This is a genomic window from Bradyrhizobium sp. 63_E2_N1_3 (genome assembly GCF_052076005.1).
GTDB classification, from domain to species: Bacteria; Pseudomonadota; Alphaproteobacteria; order Rhizobiales; family Xanthobacteraceae; genus Bradyrhizobium; species Bradyrhizobium barranii.
Window position 1 is genome coordinate 3,486,030 of the sequence record NZ_CP197235.1, and the last position, 19,136, is coordinate 3,505,165.

Below are 19,136 nucleotides of genomic sequence, written 5' to 3' on the forward strand. Positions count from 1 at the left end.
CACTTGATCCGTCATCACTTGCCCTCCCGCTGCTTCATGCGGGGATCGAGGGCGTCGCGGGCGGCGTCGCCGATCAGATTGATGCTGAGGATGGCGATCGAGAGCAGCAGGCCCGGCCAGAAGATCAGCGTCGGCTTGAGCTGAAAATACTGGCGGCCCTCGGCCATGATGTTGCCCCAGGTCGGCGTCTCCGGCGAGATGCCGGCGCCGAGGAAGGAGAGAATGGCCTCGGTCAGGATCGCGGAGGCGCAGACATAGGTGCCCTGGACGATCAGCGGTGCGATCGTGTTCGGCATCAGATGGCGCCACATAATCTTCGGCAGGCTGGAGCCGACCGAGATCGCGGCCTCGACGTAAGGCTCCTCGCGCGCGGACAGCACGACCGAGCGTACCAGGCGTGCCACGCGCGGTATTTCGGGGATGGTGATCGCGACCAGCACGGTCCAGATGCTGGCGCCGGACAGCGACACCACGGCGATCGCGAGCAGGATGCTCGGCATCGCCATGAGGCCGTCCATGACGCGCATCAGGACGGCATCGACCAGCTTGAAGAAGCCGGAGACCAGGCCGATCGCAAGGCCGATGACGATCGACAGGATCGCCGAGCCGATGCCGATCAGGAGCGAGATGCGGCCACCATAGATGACGCGCGACAAGAGGTCACGGCCATAGGCGTCGGTGCCGAGCAGGAACTGCGCCGAGGCCGGCTTCAGCCGCTGCGAGGGCGCAAGCTGGACCGGATCGTGCGGCGCGATCAGCGGCGCCAGGATCGAGACCAGCACGATCAGCGCGAGCAGGATCGTGGCCGCCGCGATGATCGGCGTCGAGGTGAGGAATCCGAAACGCGGCCGCAGCGGCGACGTGATCGGAATGGACGACTGGGGAAGGCTATCGACGGACATTTTTGTTGTTATCCTTAGCCCTAGTACCGGATCCGGGGATCGAGCAGCGTGTAGGCGACGTCGATCAGGAGATTGACGACGACATAGATCAGCGACGTCAGCAGGATCATCGCCTGGATGACTGGGTAGTCGCGCGCCAGCACCGCGTCCACCGTGAGGCGGCCGATGCCGGGGATGTTGAACACGCTCTCGGTGACGACGACGCCGGAGATCAGCAGCGCAAAGCCGGTGCCGATCACGGTGATGACGGGCACCGCGGCGTTGCGCAGCGCATGGCGCATCATCACGGCGACCTCGTTGATGCCCTTGGCGCGGGCGGTGCGGACGTAGTCCTCACCGAGCACGTCGAGCATCGCCGCGCGCGTCATGCGCGCGATCAGCGCGATGTAGATGAAGGAGAGCGCGCAGGTCGGCAGGATGATGCGCTCGAAGAACGGTCCAAAGCCGTTGAAGATGCTGCGGAAGCCCTGCACCGGCACCCAGCGAAGGTCGATCGCGAAGACCTCGATCAGGAGATAGCCGACCACGAACACCGGCACGGAGAAGCCGAGCACGGAGAGGCCCATCACGAAACGGTCGATCCAGGTGCCGTGCTTCCACGCCGCGATGACGCCGAGCGGCACGGCGACGATCACGGCGAGAATGATCGTCGAGAGCGCGATCGAGATCGACGGTTCGACGCGCTGGCTGATCATCTTCATGACTGGCAGGTTGGAGATCAGCGACGTCCCGAGATCGCCGTGCAGCAGCTTGTTCACCCAGGTGATGAATTGCACGATCAGCGGCTCGTTGAGGCCGAGCGAGTCGCGGATGCGTTCCAGCCGTTCCGGCGTCGCGTTATCGCCGGCGAGAATGGCGGCGGGATCGCCCGGCGTCAGCCGCAGCAGCAGGAAGACGAACAGCGCGACGACGCCCATCACGGGCACCGCGGCCAGAACGCGGCGAATGAGATAACCTAGCATGCACCTATCTCCGGCTGCGGAACTTGTGGGGCCGGGAGGCCCCTGTGGAATCGGTTCTGTCTATCATGCACGCCTGTCACTCGGGCTGGAAAGCCGGCCGTGGAAGCCGACGTTTCGGGGCAAATTGTGTGCCAAGGGCAGGGCGGTCGCAAGGGGCCGCCGAGCCTCCGATATCGACCACTCAGGATGCATGACGGAACTTGTGCTCAACCCTGAGTGACGGTGCGGCCGGCGGTGCGTTGAGCCCGCGCCAGCCATCGATGGTCCCGGCAATCATCTGCGCGGTCGCGGCCGACAAGGTCCAGCCGAGATGGCCGTGGCCGGTGTTGAAGAACACGCCCGGCATCCGTCCTGCGCGCACCACGGGCATCATGTTCGGCATCATCGGCCGCAGCCCGGCCCAGGGCACAACCTTGGACGTTTCGACGCCGGGGAAGTTGCTGCGCACCCAGTCGACCAGCGGCTGCACGCGGTCGGCGCGGATGTCGCGGTTGAAGTCATTGAATTCGGCGGTGCCTGCGACGCGGAAGCGATCGGCGCCGAGCCGGCTGGTGACGATTTTTGCGGCTTCGTCGAGCAGGCTCACGGTCGGCGTCGCATTGCGGCTTGCGGCAGTGTCGAGCTGAACGGTGATCGAATAGCCCTTCACCGGATAGACGTTGACGCGCTCGTCGAGGAGGGCGGCGAAGTGGCGGCTGGCCACACCGGCGCAGACCACGACGCCATCAGCCTTCAGCATGCCGCGCGCGGATGCGACAGTGTCACTGGCCGAAAGATCAGCCCAGCCGATGACAAAGCCGCCACCTGCCTGGGCAATGGAATCGATGTTGGCTTCGTGGATAAAGGTCGCGCCGCGCCGCTTGCAGGCTTCCGCAAGTCCGCGCGTGAACTTGTGGATATCGCCGGTCGCATCCGACGGCGTGTAGAAGCCGCCAAAATAGTCCTTGCGCAGCGTCGGCTCGATGGCGCGGATCTCCTCCGGCGTCACCGGGCGGCGATCGAGCCCGCCTTCCTTCAATAGCGCATTGACCTGCAGGCCGGATTCAAAACCCTTCTTGTCGTGATAGATGTGCAGGATGCCGCGGCGTTCGAGATCGAAGTCGATGCCTTCGCGCTCCGCGATCTCGAACAGATGCTTGCGGGCTTCGATCGCGAGCCGCGTGGTCTGGACCGTGTTGGCGCGGTAGTTGCCGATATTGGCGACGAACTCGCTCATCCACGAATATTTGTGCCAGTTCGGCCGCGGGTTCATCAGCAGCGGCGCATCGCGCCGGAACATCCAGCGCAGGCCTTTCAGGATCGTGGCGGTGCTGTTCCAGACTTCGGCATTGCTGGCGGAGAGCTGTCCGCCATTGGCGAAGGACGTCTCCATCGCGGCGTAGCGGTGCTTGTCGAGCACCGTCACCTTGTATCCGCGTTCGAGCAGGGCATAGGCGGTCGTTACGCCGGTGATGCCGGCGCCGATGATGGCGATATGGGTCATGGCAGGTTCGGGGCTCCCGTGAGTTAGAGTCGGCTAACCGCCGGCCAAAGGCCGTTGGCGGCGCCCCATCTGTCACGGTTACCTGAGAGCTTGATCCGTTGCGGACCTCGGCGAGGTCAGCTCCGGACTATCCCCTTCGGTGGACGTCACGATCCCAAGATCGCGCCGCCTCTCTCCAGATCGTCCTGACGATACGGTCCTTTTGCCTGAGAGTTTCCGGGGCGGTTGCTCCGTCGGCGCCGCAACGAAAGCCTGAACTCTCGTTGCGATCTCTCCCGCATCGTCGCGTGGACAATCGAGCAGTACGATGCGCCTCATTTTTAGACAAGGCTAAATTTAAACCGCGACTGCCAACGCATTGTGCAGTGCGAAGGCTGCGTCGTCAGTCGAGCGTCGCCAGCAAGCCGGCCATCAGGCGCCCGCGTTCAACCAGGCTCTCGACCTCGATGAACTCCTCGAGCGTGTGGCCGTTGCCGCCGCGCACGCCGAGGCCGTCGAGCGTCGGGATGCCCATCGCACCGGTAAAGTTGCCGTCGGAGCCGCCGCCAGAGCTCGCATGCGGCAGATCGGTGCCGAGCGACTTGGCGATGCCGCGCGCCTTTTCATAAAGCGCCATGGTGCCGGCATCGGGCTCCCATACGGGGCGCGTGACGCCGCGCGTCACCTTGAACGTGACATCATTGGACGTGCCCGACAGCGCCAGCATCCGCTCGACGCCGCGGTCGAGATCGGCCTGGCGCTTGGCCATGGACAGCGCCTCGCCGGTGGCGGTCGTGGCAACGCAATTGACCCATTGTCCGCCGTGCACGACGCCGACCGAGAAGGTGCAGTCCTCCGTCGTCATCGCGTCGATGGCGAGGATCTGCCGCGCCATCTCGCGGATCGCCGAGCGTCCGGCCGACAATGTTGCGCCGGCATGGCTCGGTCGGCCCGTCGCTTCCAGATTGAAACGCGCGATGGCGTAACGTCCGGTGGTGACACCGTTGTCGGCGCGGCCCGGTTCGGGCACCAGCACATATTTGTTGCGCGCGGCTTCCGCTTCGATGATGTCCCGCGTCGAGGGCGTGCCGACTTCCTCGTCGGGCGTAAACAGCACGGTGATCGGCAGCGGCGTGGTGAAGGAAGCACGTGCCAGCTGGCGGATCGCTTCCAGCGAGAGATAGTTGCCGCCCTTCATGTCGTAGATGCCGGGGCCGTAGCACTTGTTGCCCTCGCGCCGCCATTTCAGCTTCTCGATGGTGCCGACCGGGTGGACGGTATCCATGTGGCCGGCGATCAGGATGCCCGGCTCGCCCTGTTTCGGATGCGGGAAGCGCGCGCGCATCACGCCGCCAAAGCCCTGTCGGCCGCTGATGCGTTCGATCGTCGCACCCATGATCGCCATATCCCGCGCTGCGATATCGAGCATGCGGTTGACGGCGCCCGCGTCCCAGGTCGGGCTCTCGCATTCCACCCAGGTGCGCAGGCCCTCAAGCATCGCCTCGGAATCGAAGGGAAGATTGGCTGGATTCATCTTAATGTCTCTCAAGCTTCGAAAGATGGAACGCGCATTGCATTGGCGCGGACGGGACTGGCGGAAAGCGTTGTAGAGCCAAACCGATCTTTGTGGAGCCCGTGGGCGCGCCGCTTGGGGCTGCACCGAAACCGGATTGACGCGCTCAACACTGTCTGCAAGTCTCGAAAGACAAAGGCATCGCATGAGGTTAGTTCGCCTAAAGAACGAACCGAATGCTCAACCAATAACCTGCCTTTGAACAGTTTCACGTCAGGAGAAACTTTTATGTTGAGCTTGATGCGCCGGGGGCGTCGCGCGTTCGCCTCCACACTTGCGCTATCGGTCGTTGCGCTTTCGACGGCGATGGCCTCGCCGGTACTTGCCGCCGCCAGCAAGACCATCACCGCGGTGATGCATTCGGATCTGCGCATCATCGATCCGATTTTCACCACCGCCTACATCACGCGTGACCATGGCTACATGGTCTACGACACGCTGATCGCGACGGACTCGAATTTCAAGATCCAGCCGCAGATGGCGGACTGGAAGATCTCCGACGACAAGCTCACCTACACCTTCACGCTGCGCGACGGCCTGAAGTGGCACGACGGTACGCCGGTGACGGCGGAAGACTGCGCCGCTTCGCTGAAGCGCTGGGCCGCGGTCGACGGCATGGGCCAGCAGATGATGCAGTTTACTGCGAGCATCGAGGCGACCGACCCCAAGACGATCACGCTGAAGCTGAAGGAGCCCTACGGCCTCGTGCTCGAATCCATCGGCAAGCCGTCCTCGCGCGTCGCCTTCATGATGCCGAAGCGTCTCGCCGAAACGCCGCCGGACAAGCAGATCCCCGAGCAGATCGGCTCCGGTCCGTTCAAGTTCGTGCAGGGTGAATTCCAGCCCGGCGTGAAGGCGGTGTACGTCAAGAACACCGACTACGTGCCGCGCAAGGAGGCGTCGAGCTGGACTGCCGGAGGCAAGGTGGTCAAGGTTGATCGCGTCGAATGGATCACCATGCCGGATGCGCAGACCGCAGTGAACGCGCTGCAATCGGGCGACATCGACTTCATGGAAGTGCCGCCGTGGGATCTGCTGCCCGTCCTTGAAGGCAATGCCGACCTCAAGACCGAGACGCTGAACAAGTTCGGCTACCAGACCCTTGGGCGCATGAACTTCCTCTATCCGCCCTTCGACAATCCGAAGATCCGCCGTGCCGCACTTCTGGCGATGAACCAGAAGGACGTGCTCGACGCGCTCGTCGGCAATCCCAAATACTACAAGATCTGCGGTGCGTTCTTCATCTGCGATACGCCGTTCGCGACCGACGTCGGCTCGGAATCGCTGGTCAAGGGCAACGGCATGGCGGAAGCCAAGAAGGCGCTCGCCGAGTCCGGCTATGACGGCACGCCCGTCGTGGTCATGGTGCCCGGCGACGTCGTGACGCTGAAGGCGCAGCCGACGGTCGCGGTGCAGTTGCTCCGCGAGGCCGGCTTCAAGGTCGACGCGCAGGCGACCGACTGGCAGACGGTGGTCAGCAGGCGCGCCAGCCAGAAGCCTCCGAAGGAGGGCGGCTGGAACATGTTCTTCACCAACTGGGTCAGCGCCGACGTGTCCAACCCGATCGCCAATCTGTCGATCGGCGGCCAGGGCAAGAAGGGCTGGTTCGGCTGGGCGGAAAACGCCAAGATCGAGAAGCTCAAGGACGACTTCGTCCGCGCCGCCTCGCTCGACGATCAGAAGAAGATCGCGACCGAGATCCAGAAGGAAGCCTATGACCAGGTGATTTACGTGCCGCTCGGCCAGTATCTGGCGCCGAGCGCGTGGCGGAAGTCGCTCACCGGCGTGCTCGACGGCCCGGCGACGCCGGTGTTCTGGAACATCGACAAGACCGAGTAAGGCGAGGGCGCGCCCGCGCGCTTTCCCCGAGCGTTACGCGGCGTCGCTGTCATCAGCGGCGCCGTTTTCGTTTGTCAGCCTCGCGTCAGCTTTTAACTCTTCCAGTGTCCAATCATTGCTATTTGTTTCTGACTTGAAATAGATGTGCGCAGTTCGCACATCACTTCCTTCCTGCATTTGAGTCCCGTGTCGATTGATTTTTCATTTCGGGCGATGGCCGAGCGGTCCGATCGCGCGCCGGCGCGATGGCGGCGGCCTTTCCTGCGCTGGCTCGACGGCGTCGAGACGGGTTGGGCCGTTCCGCTTCTCATTGTGTGCTTTGTCGCGCTCTGGACGGTCTATCTGGCCGTCGCCTATGCCGGCAGCGGCCTGCACCCTGATACCCTCGAGGCCTGGACGCTCGGGCGCCGTTTCGCGTGGGGCTACCACAAGCATCCGCCGCTGATGGGCTGGGTTACGGCGGTGTGGACCTCCGTCTTCCCGCTCAGCGACTGGTCGCTGCAATTGATGGCGATGGCCAATGCCGGGCTCGCCCTGTTTTTCGTCGACCGGATCGCACGGCAGTTCGTGACCGGGCACAAGCGCATCCTGGTGCTGCTGCTCCTGATGCTGACGCCGGCCTATCAATTCCACGCCCAGCGCTTCAACGCCAACGCGGTGCTTCTTGCGCTCTGGCCGCTCGCGACCTGGTGTTTTCTGCGCGCGTTCGAGACCCGCAGCGCGGCCTGGGCGGTCGCGGTAGGATGCACCACGGCGCTGGCGATGGTCGGCAAATATTATTCGGTCTTCCTCGTGGCGAGCTTTGCATTTGCCGCGCTGGCTCATCCCGCGCGCCGCGCCTATTTCACGTCCGCTTCGCCGTGGATATCGGTCGTGGTCGGGCTCGCGGTGTTGTCGCCGCATATCTACTGGCTCGCGACGACGGGCGCGTCGGCCTTCACCTACGCGATGGCGCACGCCAACGGCAACTTCGTGAGCTCGCTCGGCGAGGTGCAGAACTTCCTGCTCGGACTCGTGGCGGCCATCAGCGTATCGGCCGTCTTCTGGGTGATCATCGCCGGCACACGGCTGAAACAATTTGCGGCCGACTTCGCCGCGATGAGTTCCGGCCTGCGGCTTCTTTTTTACGTTGCGATCGGCACGATCGTACTGCCGGTCCTGACGTCGCTGGCGATGGGCACCGATCTGCCGTCGCTATGGGCGTTGCAAGGGCTGTTCCTGTTCGTCGTGCTGATCGTTTGCGGCACGCGCTACCCGATCGAAAGATTCTACACCGTCAATGTCACGGTCATCACCGCAATCGTTGGGCTCGCCGCTGTCTTCGTCGCCGCCCCGATTCACGCCGTCTATCGCAACAATCACGGCTACGAAGAGGGCCGGAATTTCTACGCGCAGGTAGCTAACGAGATTACTCGCGAGTGGCACGAGCTGACCGGGGAACCGCTCAGCGCCGTCAGCGGCGACGATTCGCTGGCCTTTGCGACCGCGTTCTACAGTCCGGACCATCCGTATTACGCGCGGCCGTTCGAATTTCAGTACACGTGGGGCATGCCGCGAAAGACGACATTGGATCGCGGTTGGGCCGCGCTCTGCTTCAGCGGCCAGGACTATTGCGGCAGGTGGATGGAGTCGGTGTCCGCGCGCGCCGAGCATTTCGTCAGACGCCAGTTCACCGTGCAGGCGACGCTATGGGGCAAGCCCGGCCTGACGCGGGACGTGGTCGTGCTGATCGTGCCACCGCGAACGAGCAGCGCGACGCCCGAGAGCGCCGCGCAGGACTTCAGCGCCAGCAGGCGCCCGACGGACTAGGCTTTGCGCTCAGCAGTGGCTGTCGCGGATTCGCTCGAGGCCTTCGCTCGCGAAGGGGGGAGTGAACGCAGTTCGGTCGGCGCCCGGCGTCGGGCGCTCCGTTCCCGCCCGATCCGGGGTGGTGTTGTCTTCGCGATGTTCCGGTTCCATGAGGCAGCCTTTCGAATTGCTGCAGTACAACATCGACGCGGCCGGGAAGTTCCTCATGCGATGGGACGATGATGCGGCTTGAACAGCCGTCCCTTTTCCACCACCAGCACGATCGCAAGCGCCGCCAGCGTCGACAGGAAGAAGCCGACCGAGAACGGCAGCAGCGTGCCGTCGAAACTCTGCCCGATCGCCATGCCGACGACGATGCCGATCAGCGTCGTGATCGAGCCGTAGAGCGAGGAGGCGGTGCCGGCGATGTGGCCCTGCGGCTCCATGGCCAGTGCGGTGAAGTTCGCGACCATCATGCCGAACGAGAACATCATCAGGGCGGACAGCACCATGAACAAGGAGAGCGGCAGCATGCCGAGAGTTTCCGTCAGCAGCATCACGCCCGCAACCGCGGTGTAGAGTGTCAGCGCGCCGTGCGAGATCACGCGCATGCCGAGCCGTCCGACCAGCTTCGCATTGAGGAAACCGGCGATCGCGGTGCCGGCCGCGATCGCGGCGAAGGCAATCGGGAAATAATGGCCGAGATGATAGACGCCGGTAAAGACCTGCTGCGCTGAGAAGACATAGGCAAAGAGCGCGCCTATCACGCTGCCGGCGGCCGTCGCATAGCCGATGGTCTGGCGGTTGGTCACGGTCTGCCGGAACGCCGAGAGCACGTCTGCGGGCGCCAGCGACCTGCGTTCGGACTCGGGAAGAGTTTCAGGCAGCCGCAGCACGCTCCATGCGAGCGCGAGCAGCCCGTAGAGCATCAGTACGACGAAGATGCCGCGCCATTGCGTGACCAGCAGCACCGCCTGCCCGAACGAGGGCGCGATCACGGGCACCGCGATGAACACCATCATGGCGAGCGACATCACGCTCGCCATCCGGCGGCCGACATAACAGTCGCGCACGATCGAGGTCGCGATCACGCGCGTTGCCGACGTGCCGAGTCCTTGCAGCGCGCGCGCCAGCAGCAGCGTCTCGAACGAGGGCGCGGCGACCGCCAGCACGCTCGCCACCGCATAGACCGCCATGCCGCCGAGCAGCACCGGGCGGCGCCCGAAGCGGTCCGACAACGGGCCCATGACGAACTGGCCGGCGCCGAAGCCGATCAGGAAGGTCGAGAGCACCAGCTGAAGATGGTTGGCGTTGGGAATGGCGAAGGCTGCCCCGATGTTGGGCAGCGCCGGCAGCATCATGTCCATCGCAAGCGGATTCAGCGCCATGATGGACGCGATCACGATGACGAATTCTGGAAAACCCATAGGCCGGTGTCCCGAGGACACCCAATCGTCGGCATTGACGTCGGACAAAGCTCACCTCTGAAAATCAGAGGCTTTTCTATCGGTTATGCTGCGTCGCACAACCCATGTTTCGGGATGGCTGACAGGCGGGTGCACAAGAATTGGTGATGTCGCCGGCTCGGGAAGGGCTGCCTCGTCCATCATCGTGCGCTACGGGCCTGCTCGACCAGGCCGAGCGCCAAGCGTCCCGCGGTGTCGACATAGTCGAGATCGCGATGGATCAGCATCACGGTCGTGGCGCCGTCGAGCAGGATCACAAGCTGGCGCGCGAGCGCCGGTGCACCGGCAACGCCATGCCCGCGCAATTCGGTTTCGAGCCACGCTTCAAAACGCTTCTTGTGCGCCGCGCCGGCCTTGACCGCGGGATGTGCCGGCGTGTTTGCGAGCTCGGCGATGGTGCGCAGGAATCCGCAGCCGCGCCATCGGGGCGTATCCACGGAGCGTCCGAGCCTTGTGAAGAGACCGCGGACCTTGTCGGCCACCGTGCCCTCGGTCTCGGCGAACCAGCGCATATAGAGCTCCAGCGTCGGCTGGTCCCTGGCCGCGATGGTCTCGGCGACGAGCTCGTCCTTGCTGGTGAAGTGATAATAGAGCGTCTTCTTGGTGACGCCGGCCTTCTCGGCGACCGCGTCCATGCTCACCGCCCTGATGCCTTCGCCATAGAACAGGCGCGTCGCCGCGATGACGATCTGCTCGCGCGTGGTGTCGCCTTTGCCTGACATCGCCAATGTATACTGCCTAGTGAGTATACACGACAAGATCGCTGTGGCTGACTTCCGCGCCTGTTCGACCTGGAATTCGACCTGGAAGGAGCCTGCACTTGTCCGATCTCATACTCTCCGAAACGCGAGGCGCTGTCGCGCTGCTGACGTTCAATCGCCCGAACAAGCTCAATGCGCTGAGCTACGCCCTCGTCGACCGTCTGATGGCGCTCCTCGATCGTATCGAGGACGATGCCGATATCCGCGCCGTGATCCTGACCGGGGCGGGCGACCGCGCCTTCTCGGCCGGCGCCGACATTGCCGAGTTCTCGGAGAGCGTGAAATGCGGGCCGGACGCGGCGGTAAAGGCCTTCGTACGGCGCGGGCAGGCGATGACGGCGCGCATGGAGGCGTTTCCGAAGCCGATCATCGCCGCCGTGAACGGCATCGCCTTCGGCGGCGGCTGCGAGATCACGGAGGCCGTGCATCTCGCCGTGGCGAGCGAGCGGGCGAGCTTCGCCAAGCCCGAGATCGCGATCGGAATCACGCCGACCTTCGGCGGCACGCAGCGCCTGCCACGGCTCGCAGGCCGGAAGCGGGCGCTCGAGTATCTCCTGACAGGAGATTCCTTTTCACCACAACGGGCTCATGAGATCGGTTTGGTCAACCAGGTCGTGCCGCACGGGCAGCTCCTGGACGCAGCCTTCGCGCTGGCAGGCCGCATCACGCGGCATTCGCACCTGGCGGTCGCCCGGGTCATCACTGCCGCTACGCGGGGCCTCAACGTCTCGATTTCGGAAGGCCTCGCCATCGAGAGCGAGCAGTTCGCACGCATGGCGGCGACACGGGACACGCGCGAAGCGCTCGACGCCTGGCTTGCCGTCCGCTCGTCGCGGTAGGGCTGGCGCGGCTGATCTGGCGGTCGCGGCGACAGGGAACCGGTTCCCTGCCGTCCAGACGGACGGCTGGCAACCAGGGATTCACCATAAGCGCGAGCGCAACGCACAGGGGAGATGAATCCGCAACCCATCCTGTCCATGGTGGCACGGCCTGGCGCCGCGTTGGCGCCGGGAGAAACCTGGCCAAACAAGGTATCCGATTGTGTCCGACGTCACCGGTGCAGCACGATGGTTGGAACCCTCGGCCGACATGGCTTCGCGGCGGAACTTTTGGCTCGCCTGCCTGATCGCACTGACCGCACTGCTGGTGCTCGGCAATCTCGCCAACGACGCCGTGCTCGATATGAAATATGGCTGGGACACCCGCGTCAATTGCGCGGCGGTCGATGCGTATGCCAGCGGGCTCGATCCCTATTTCGTCAAGAACCTGAAGGGCACCAAGCTCTCTTATCCCTATCTGCCGGTGACGCTGGATGTCTTCCGCCCGTTGTGCGCGGGTGGACTTCTGGTCGATCACTACAAGGGCATCTTTCCTGTCCTCGCCGTGCTCTGCGGGCTCCTCTTGCCCGGTCTTGGCCGAACGCGCCCGAGCGCGCGCGATGTTGCGCTGAGGGTGCTCTGCACGCTCGGCGCGTTCGTCGGTTTCGAATGGGTGCAGGCGTCCGGCAATTTCGCGATCCTGAGCGGCGTGCTGACCGCGATTGCGCTGAGGTTTCTGCTTTCTCGGTCGGCGTCCGACGCGCCTGAGGGCCGCAGCTTTCCGTTGCGGCTCGCCGGCGCCGCGCTGCTCGGCCTCGTGACATCGTTCAAGCTGGTGTTCTTTCCCGTGCTGGCCGCGCTCTATTTCCTGCCGCTGCCGCGTGGCCGCAAGCTCACGCTGATCGCGGTTGCGGCGTTCAGCTTCGCATTGCCGATCCTGATATCGCGGCTGATGTACCCCGAGCTGTTCGCGAGCTGGCAACTGGCGATGGGCGGAAATATCCCCGACCAGCATCTCGTCGATCTCTTCGAGATCAATCCGTCGCTGCTGCTGGCGGCACGCGACCTCATGGATCATGCCGGCCTCGGTGACAGCAAGGCGGCGACGTTCGCGACCTATGCATTCGCAGCGCTCGCGCTCGTGCTGGTGCCGTTCGCCTTGTCCATCCTGCGCATGGTCACGAGCGAGCCAGCGCAGGCAGGCGGATCACTTCTTGTGCGACTGGATCGCTGGCTGATGGATCATCCGCGCGTCGCCATGCGCATCACGGTATTCGCGATGTTTGCGCTCTATCTCAGCTCGCCGCGCCTCAAGGAATATGCCTTCTTCGAGCTCGCGCTTTATGCCGCGATCCTCGTCGTCGATCTTCCGGCCCTGTCACTTGCAGCGTTCCTCGCCGTCGGTCTCGCCTTTCCGGCACTGATCTCGATTCTGGGGACGGCATTCGAGGGCAGCTTCATCCTCCTCATCATTGCGCTGACAAGTTTCTGGATCCTGCTGCTCGACCTTCGCGCCGAGCCGAAGCGACTGGAGACGGAAGGTGCGCAGTCATAGCGCATGCCGCCGCGTCCGCCGGAAAAGGGACGGCGCCTTGCCCCCGCGCAGGCTCCAGCCGGTTCGTGACTGCACCGGTCTGCCGTCCGCCTCTGGGCGGAGGCTCGCCCCGTCAGCTCCGATGGTGCGGGCAGCCGGGGTCGAACCGGCACAGCGCTTGCGCGCCGAGGGATTTTAAGTCCCTTGCGTCTACCAATTCCGCCATGCCCGCTTGATCCAACGAGATCAACTAGTTAAGTCCATCTCCGGCCGTCTGGAATTGGCGCGTTTCGCGGGCCGGATGGGCGGTTCTTCCTTAAGCGAGCCGGCCGCGCAAGGCAAAGCCTCAATCCGGACATCTGTTGTTGCTTTAGGCATTCTCAATCCACGGGGACTATTCATCCGGCATGGCTGCTACGTTTTCCTCTCGCCTGCGCGACTCGGGCGCATTTCTGGCGCTGCTCGCGGCGGGCGCGGCGCTGTCCGGTTGCGCCAGCATGACCGAGACGGTCGCACCGGCCTTTGCCGATCCCGGCAAGTACGAATTGTACGACTGCAAGCAACTCGAGGCTGAGCGTAAGGCGCTCGCCAGCCGCACCGAGCAGTTGCAGAAGCTGATGGAGAAGGCTGAGACCGGGGCGGGAGGCGCGGTCGTGTCCGAGCTCGCCTATCGCAACGACTACATCGCGGTGCGCGGGCAGTCGCAACTTGCCGAGGACGCGTGGCGCCGCAATAGGTGCCGGGAAACGCCGCCCGGTGCGACGCCGGCGGCCTCTGCTCCGCAGCGGCCGGACATCAAGCCCGCCCCGAAATCCGGCAGCGCCGTTCGCTGAGTTGACACGATTGCGCCCGCCTCACGGCCGCCAGCCGTAGATCCAGTCCTGCCGCGCCAGCATGCGCCCCGGGCCGAGCGCGCGGATCGCAACATCGCGCGCGATCGCGAACGGCCCACCGAGATGATAGATGCGGCCCTGCTGCCGCGCCGTCCGCTGCACCCGCCGCACCCGCGCCTGCCGCGCGCGGCCATATTGCTTGAGCGTCGCCGTGATACCAGCGGTGCTCTCGGCAGCCTCGAGGCTCAGATGCCGAGCGAGCACGGCGGCGTCCTCGATCGCCATGCCGGCGCCCTGGGCCGCGAATGGCAGCATCGCATGCACGGCGTCACCAAGCAGGCCGACCGGTCCTTGGCTCCAGGGGCAGCCGTCGGGCACGCCGAACAGCGCCCATTTGCGCCAATTGTCGACGGCAGTGAGCATCATCCTGGCCGCCGATGGCCAGCGCGGTGCCGCGAAGGCGTCCATCACCTCGAAGGGGTCGCCCGGCGTGCTCCAGCCGGGCCTGTTCCAGGTCCCCGGCAGCACCGCGACCACGTTGATCTGGCGCCCGCCGGCGATCGGATAAGCCACGAGATGGGCATTCGGCCCCATCCAGAGCTGGACCCGCCGCGCGGTAAAATCCTTCGGCAGTTGCGTGGCATCGAGCGTGCCGCGCCAGGCGATCAGGCCGGAGAAGCGCGGCTGCACCTCGGGAAACAGATGCTGGCGTACCGTCGACCAGATACCGTCGGCGCCGATCAGTGCGCTGGCGAGATCGCTGCGGCGGATCGTGCCGCTGCGATGGACGACCGTCAGCCCCTTGGCGTGGGGCGCCACGTCCTCGAAGGTCGCACCTAATTTCAGGTCGATATCGGGATGGTCGGAGACCGCACCGGCCAGCGCGGATTGCAGGTCGGCGCGGTGCACCACCCAATAGGGCGCGCCGGCCCGCGCGGAAGCGGCTTCGCCAAGCGGCATGCGCAGCAGTTCGCCGCCGGCCCGCGCGCTCATGACGCAGAGCGCCTCAGGCGTCACGGCGCTTCGCTTGAGCCGCTCGGTGAGGCCGAGCTCGACCAGCACGCGGCTGGCGTTGGGGGAGAGTTGTAGGCCGGCACCGACTTCCTCGAGCCGCTCGGCCTTTTCCAGCACGACGATGCGGAAGCCGCGGGCTGCGAGCGCAAGCGCGGCCGTCAGTCCACCGATGCCGGCACCGGCGATGACAATCGTTCTGGAGAGCGCCACCCCTGACCGTGAGAGGCGGTCAGGCCACCTTGTCCTTCAGCACGCATTCCGGCGGACGGGCTTCGCCCGGCTTCAGGTCGGCGGCGAAACGGTACAGCGTCGAGCAATAGGGGCAGATGATCTCGTTGTCGTTGCCGAGGTCCAGGAAGACGTGCGGATGATCGAACGGAGGATTGGCGCCGACGCACATGAACTCTTGCGAGCCGATCTCGATGACGGGGACACCGGCATCGTTATGGAAGTGCGGGACGACATGGTCGGACATCGTAGTTCATCCTGGAGTGGCAATGGCGGCAGACACAATCAAACACTGACGCGGCATCTTTGAGGCGCCGCGGACCATACTGTTGGGTGCAGATGATTGCTAGTCCAGCGGAACCGAAAGGTTCGCAATTGCCCCATGCTCATTTGCTCATGCAAATTCGACACAATCTTGCGGCCTGAGAGAAGCCCTTCTTTCGTCGGGGACGTTGTGTCGCAATTTTGGCATACTATGTCTTTGGACAAGCGGAATTGCGACGAAAGACGAATCGTCAGGCGCAATGATCTCGGGATCGTCCAGGCTCTTGGCACAACTCTTGGTATGACTCTTGGCATGAAGTGGCTGCGAATCAGCACGGCGTTGACCGGTATCGCGGCATGCAGCTTCATGCTCACGCAGGTAGCGCCGCATGCCCGCGAGGCCGGCGCGCTCCTCTCCGCCCAGGACGATCCGGCGGCGCTCTCCGAGCTCAAGCTCGATGCGCTGCTGCGGCAGAACGACCGCCTGGTTCAGGACAATATCGAGGCCGCACTCGCCGCCGGCGACGCTGATCTCGCCGGCAGTTTTGTCGCGCTGGCGCGTGAACGCAACATCGCGCTGCCCGACGACCTCCTCAACCGCGTAAGCGATGCGGTCAAGGACGAAAATTCCACGCGGCATTTCGCCAAACGGTTCGCCACCGGCCTCGTCACCGGCAACGCCGACGATGTCGCGAGCCTGTCCGGAACCGTCGCCGGCGATCTCTTCGTGATCGGCGACATCAGGGATGTCGTCCGCGAGGGCAAGCACCTCGCCATGGGCGAGGACACCGATCGCCTGGTGCTGGGGCTTGCGACCGCGGGCCTTGCCGTGACGGCCGTGACCTACGTCTCCGTTGGCGGTGCTGCGCCTGTTCGCGCTGGACTGACGCTGGTGAAGGATGCCCGCAAGGTCGGACGGCTCGGCGAGGGACTCGCCGCATGGGCCGGCCGGTCGGCGCGTGAGGTGGTCGATACGCCGATGCTTCAGAATGCCGTCGCCAAGGGTTCGGTGTTCCGCCCCGGCGAGACCGCGAGCGCGATCAAGGCCGCGTTCCGTGCCGAGAAGGCCGGTGCGCTGGTCCGGCTCGGCAAGGACGTCACCCGCGTTGCCGAAAAGACCGGCACGCGCGGCGCCATGGATACGCTGCGCATCGCCGAAGGCCCGAAGGACGTCGCGCGCGCGGCCCGGCTTGCGGAAGCGCAGGGCGGCAAGACCCGCGCGATCATGAAGCTGCTCGGCCGCGGCGCCCTGCTGCTCGTCGGCGGCATGTTCGATCTGGCGCTCTGGCTGTTCGGCGCGGCACTGACGCTGTTCGGCCTGCTGTCTTCGATCAAGGCGGCGACGGAGCGCATGACCCAGGCCTGGTGCGATCGCAGACGGGCGCGCCGGCTCCGCCGCGCGCAGGCCGCGGCCGAGGCCGCTCTGGCGGACGGGGCCCTCACGGCCTGAAGCGCGATACGCTTCAGGCTATCGTTTGGGCATGATCTTGCCGGAAAACCGCTGCACACTTTTCCGGATCATGCTCTAAGATCAAACTTTCCCCTCAAGACTGCGGAACATGTGATGCCGAGCTTTCACAACGGCGCCGTTGAAATTGCCTATCTCGACGAAGGCGAGGGCGATCCGATCATCCTGGTGCACGGCTTTGCCTCGAGCAAGAACGTGAACTGGGTCTATCCGACCTGGGTCTCGGAACTGCGCAAGAACGGCCGCCGTGTCATCGCTCTGGACAATCGCGGCCACGGCGAAAGCGCAAAGCTCTACGAGCCCGCACAGTACTCGATCCCGACCATGGCCGGCGACGTGCTCGCGCTGATGGATCACCTCGCGATTCCGCAGGCCGACATGATGGGCTATTCGATGGGCGGACGGATGACGGCGTGGCTCTCCCTCAACGAGTCGCAGCGCCTGCGCTCGGCGATCCTGGGCGGCATCGGAATTGGCGGCCTAATCGAGGGCACCGGGCCCGGCGAGAATGTCGCAAAGGCGCTGGAGGCGCCCTCGCTCGACGACGTCACCGATCCGGTCGGCCGCACGTTTCGCGCCTTCGCCGATCAGACCCGTTCCGACCGTCGTGCGCTCGCCGCCTGTCTGCGCGGCACCCGCGATCTCATGACGAAGGAAGAGGCCGCGCGCATCGACGTGCCCGTGCTGATCGCGGTCGGCAGCACAGACGACGTCGCAGGATCCGCCAGCGCGCTCGGCGCCATCATCCCGGGATCGGAAGTGCTCGATATCCCCAACCGCGACCACATGCGCGCGGTTGGCGACAAGATCTACAAGACCGGCGTGCTCGACTTCCTGTCACGCCGCGGCTGAGGTCTCGTCGTCAGGCTCGTCGTCACCGAAACGACGCGCCAGCGCCATCAGGACCACGAAGGTCGCGACCCACACCATCCGTGCGCCGTAGCGGTCGTGCGGGCCCGAGATCACGCCGCAGATGAAGGCGTTGCCGAGCAGCGCCAGCGTGACGGTTGCCGCCAGCAGCGTCAGATCGTCGAGCCGGCGATTGGCGAGCGCATGCGCGAGCAGCCCGACCAGCGCCAGCATCGAGGCCAGCGCGACGGGAACGTGCAGCCGGTTGACGTGATCGAAATCGAGGCCGTGATTCTGCTGCCGCGCCGCGCGCATCGGCGCGACTTGCGCCGGGATGTAGCGCTCGATGATGCCGTAGGTGTGCCCGATCCAGACACTGGTGCCTTCGCCGGTGGCCACATGCAGCAATTGCTGGCCCATCGCCCGCAACGCCGCGCCGGCCTGCCACGCCGGATAGTCGGCGAGCGAATGCACGACGATATAGCCCATCTCGTCGTTCATGCCTTCGAAGCGGCCGAGCGTGTTGAACATGCTCTTGCCCCACAGGAACTCGTCGGCGGTCGCCGGCAATTGGTTGCGATAGGGACAGAGCTTGTAGTGCTCGCGCGGGCAATGATCGCTCAGGAAGCGCGCGACGATACCGTCCTGCATCATGCGTCCGAAAGCGACGCCATAGCCGCCGGGCGTCCAGGCCCATTTGCCCGACAGCGCATGGTTTGCCGACACCAGCATCAGGCCGCCCGCGACGATTGTGAGGCTTGCCTGCGCCAATCCGGCGAGCGGCAGGCGCGCGCCGAGGAACGGCCGCGCGATCCAGCCGGCGGCGCAGAGCCCGAACAGCACGCCCAGTGTGGCGCTGTGGGTTGCGGCGGCAAAGGCGGTGAAGACGAACAGCGAGATCTTTTCGAGGCCCGATGTCCGGCTCGCGCCGACGACCAGCAAGAACACGGACAGGATCGAGAGCCCCGCAAAGATGTCCGTGAGCAGCATGCTCGCGAGCCAGGGCAGCGCGGTCGACAGGATCAGGCAGAGGCTGATCGCGACGAAGCGAGACGTCTGCATCAACCCGAGTACGCGCAGCGTCAGTTGCAACAGCCACAGCGTCGCCAGCGACTGGACCGCGAGATTGATCCAGAAGCCGGAATTCTCGCCGTAGTGCAGATAGAGGCCGAACACGGTCGAGCGGCTCGGGACCAGATAGCCCTCGTACCAGCGGGCCAGATAGCCGCCGGTATCCCACTGCAACAGCGGATAGCCGTTCCAGAACGCCGGCGCGATCAAGAGGAGGGGCAGTCCCACCGCCGCCAGCCGCAGCCAAAGCGAGCCCGCGGCGCCCGCGCGCAATTGATCGGTGGTGATGCTCAAATCCGCTCCG

16 protein-coding genes, 1 tRNA gene and 2 riboswitches are annotated in these 19,136 nt (G+C 64.9%); of the genes, 7 read left to right on the forward strand and 10 right to left on the reverse strand.

Annotation, left to right across the window (positions count from 1 at the left end; genetic code table 11):
* Window positions 1–14 precede the first annotated feature (14 nt).
* The 4 genes from AB7531_RS16185 to AB7531_RS16200 all read right to left on the reverse strand — a co-directional run bounded on the left by AB7531_RS16185 (window position 15) and on the right by AB7531_RS16200 (window position 4,860).
* Window positions 15–902, reverse strand: a complete 888-nt coding sequence (locus AB7531_RS16185; protein WP_028150021.1) for an ABC transporter permease — start codon at window positions 900–902, stop codon at window positions 15–17.
* A 20-nt stretch (window positions 903–922) separates the two neighbouring features.
* Window positions 923–1,864 carry an ABC transporter permease gene (locus AB7531_RS16190; RefSeq protein WP_014494267.1) on the reverse strand — a complete coding sequence of 314 codons (942 nt, stop codon included), beginning with the start codon at window positions 1,862–1,864 and terminating at the stop codon, window positions 923–925.
* 181 nt (window positions 1,865–2,045) lie between these two features.
* Window positions 2,046–3,347: a D-amino acid dehydrogenase gene (locus AB7531_RS16195; protein ID WP_063982463.1), complete on the reverse strand. Its 1,302-nt coding sequence runs from the start codon at window positions 3,345–3,347 to the stop codon at window positions 2,046–2,048.
* Window positions 3,348–3,414: 67 nt separating this feature from the next.
* Window positions 3,415–3,528, reverse strand: a riboswitch (glycine riboswitch).
* A 3-nt stretch (window positions 3,529–3,531) separates the two neighbouring features.
* Window positions 3,532–3,635, reverse strand: a riboswitch (glycine riboswitch).
* Between the two features lie 94 nt (window positions 3,636–3,729).
* Window positions 3,730–4,860 (reverse strand): M20/M25/M40 family metallo-hydrolase, encoded by a 1,131-nt coding sequence (locus AB7531_RS16200; RefSeq protein ID WP_063982464.1) that lies wholly within the window; start codon window positions 4,858–4,860, stop codon window positions 3,730–3,732.
* Window positions 4,861–5,127: 267 nt separating this feature from the next.
* Here AB7531_RS16200 and AB7531_RS16205 point away from each other — a divergent pair, with 267 nt between their 5' ends.
* On the forward strand, window positions 5,128–6,738 hold the full coding sequence (locus AB7531_RS16205) for an ABC transporter substrate-binding protein (RefSeq protein ID WP_063982465.1): 1,611 nt from the start codon (window positions 5,128–5,130) through the stop codon (window positions 6,736–6,738).
* A 213-nt stretch (window positions 6,739–6,951) separates the two neighbouring features.
* On the forward strand, window positions 6,952–8,547 hold the full coding sequence (locus AB7531_RS16210) for a glycosyltransferase family 39 protein (RefSeq protein WP_245328617.1): 1,596 nt from the start codon (window positions 6,952–6,954) through the stop codon (window positions 8,545–8,547).
* Between the two features lie 203 nt (window positions 8,548–8,750).
* On the opposite strand, the gene AB7531_RS16215 is transcribed toward AB7531_RS16210, so the two are convergent.
* Both AB7531_RS16215 and AB7531_RS16220 read right to left on the reverse strand, forming a co-directional pair.
* Window positions 8,751–9,953, reverse strand: a complete 1,203-nt coding sequence (locus AB7531_RS16215) for a multidrug effflux MFS transporter (protein ID WP_371497853.1) — start codon at window positions 9,951–9,953, stop codon at window positions 8,751–8,753.
* 179 nt (window positions 9,954–10,132) lie between these two features.
* Window positions 10,133–10,714 (reverse strand): TetR/AcrR family transcriptional regulator, encoded by a 582-nt coding sequence (locus AB7531_RS16220; RefSeq protein WP_063982468.1) that lies wholly within the window; start codon window positions 10,712–10,714, stop codon window positions 10,133–10,135.
* Window positions 10,715–10,812: 98 nt separating this feature from the next.
* On the opposite strand from AB7531_RS16220, the gene AB7531_RS16225 reads away from it, so the two are divergent.
* Entirely contained in the window at window positions 10,813–11,592 is a 780-nt protein-coding gene (locus tag AB7531_RS16225; RefSeq protein WP_063982469.1) for a crotonase/enoyl-CoA hydratase family protein, read from the forward strand.
* A gap of 250 nt (window positions 11,593–11,842) precedes the next feature.
* Entirely contained in the window at window positions 11,843–13,126 is a 1,284-nt protein-coding gene (locus tag AB7531_RS16230; protein WP_063986267.1) for a hypothetical protein, read from the forward strand.
* A gap of 122 nt (window positions 13,127–13,248) precedes the next feature.
* Here the strand turns inward: AB7531_RS16230 and AB7531_RS16235 are convergent.
* Window positions 13,249–13,337 (reverse strand) — tRNA-Leu (locus AB7531_RS16235).
* Window positions 13,338–13,512: 175 nt separating this feature from the next.
* On the opposite strand from AB7531_RS16235, the gene AB7531_RS16240 reads away from it, so the two are divergent.
* The gene (locus tag AB7531_RS16240; protein ID WP_063982470.1) at window positions 13,513–13,938 is read left to right on the forward strand and encodes a hypothetical protein; all 426 of its coding nucleotides are present in this window, start codon (window positions 13,513–13,515) and stop codon (window positions 13,936–13,938) included.
* A 21-nt stretch (window positions 13,939–13,959) separates the two neighbouring features.
* On the opposite strand, the gene AB7531_RS16245 is transcribed toward AB7531_RS16240, so the two are convergent.
* Both AB7531_RS16245 and AB7531_RS16250 read right to left on the reverse strand, forming a co-directional pair.
* Window positions 13,960–15,162: an FAD-dependent monooxygenase gene (locus AB7531_RS16245; RefSeq protein WP_063982471.1), complete on the reverse strand. Its 1,203-nt coding sequence runs from the start codon at window positions 15,160–15,162 to the stop codon at window positions 13,960–13,962.
* Between the two features lie 19 nt (window positions 15,163–15,181).
* On the reverse strand, window positions 15,182–15,427 hold the full coding sequence (locus AB7531_RS16250) for a zinc-finger domain-containing protein (RefSeq protein WP_008562814.1): 246 nt from the start codon (window positions 15,425–15,427) through the stop codon (window positions 15,182–15,184).
* Between the two features lie 330 nt (window positions 15,428–15,757).
* Here AB7531_RS16250 and AB7531_RS16255 point away from each other — a divergent pair, with 330 nt between their 5' ends.
* Together AB7531_RS16255 and AB7531_RS16260 are read left to right on the forward strand one after the other, a co-directional pair.
* Window positions 15,758–16,894 (forward strand): hypothetical protein, encoded by a 1,137-nt coding sequence (locus AB7531_RS16255; RefSeq protein WP_063986268.1) that lies wholly within the window; start codon window positions 15,758–15,760, stop codon window positions 16,892–16,894.
* Between the two features lie 114 nt (window positions 16,895–17,008).
* Window positions 17,009–17,764: an alpha/beta fold hydrolase gene (locus AB7531_RS16260; RefSeq protein ID WP_063982472.1), complete on the forward strand. Its 756-nt coding sequence runs from the start codon at window positions 17,009–17,011 to the stop codon at window positions 17,762–17,764.
* Here the strand turns inward: AB7531_RS16260 and AB7531_RS16265 are convergent.
* Complete coding sequence (locus tag AB7531_RS16265) at window positions 17,750–19,126, reverse strand: hypothetical protein (protein ID WP_063986269.1); 1,377 nt, start codon at window positions 19,124–19,126, stop codon at window positions 17,750–17,752. The two genes, AB7531_RS16260 and AB7531_RS16265, sit on opposite strands and share 15 nt — an antisense overlap.
* Between the last annotated feature and the right edge of the window lie 10 nt (window positions 19,127–19,136).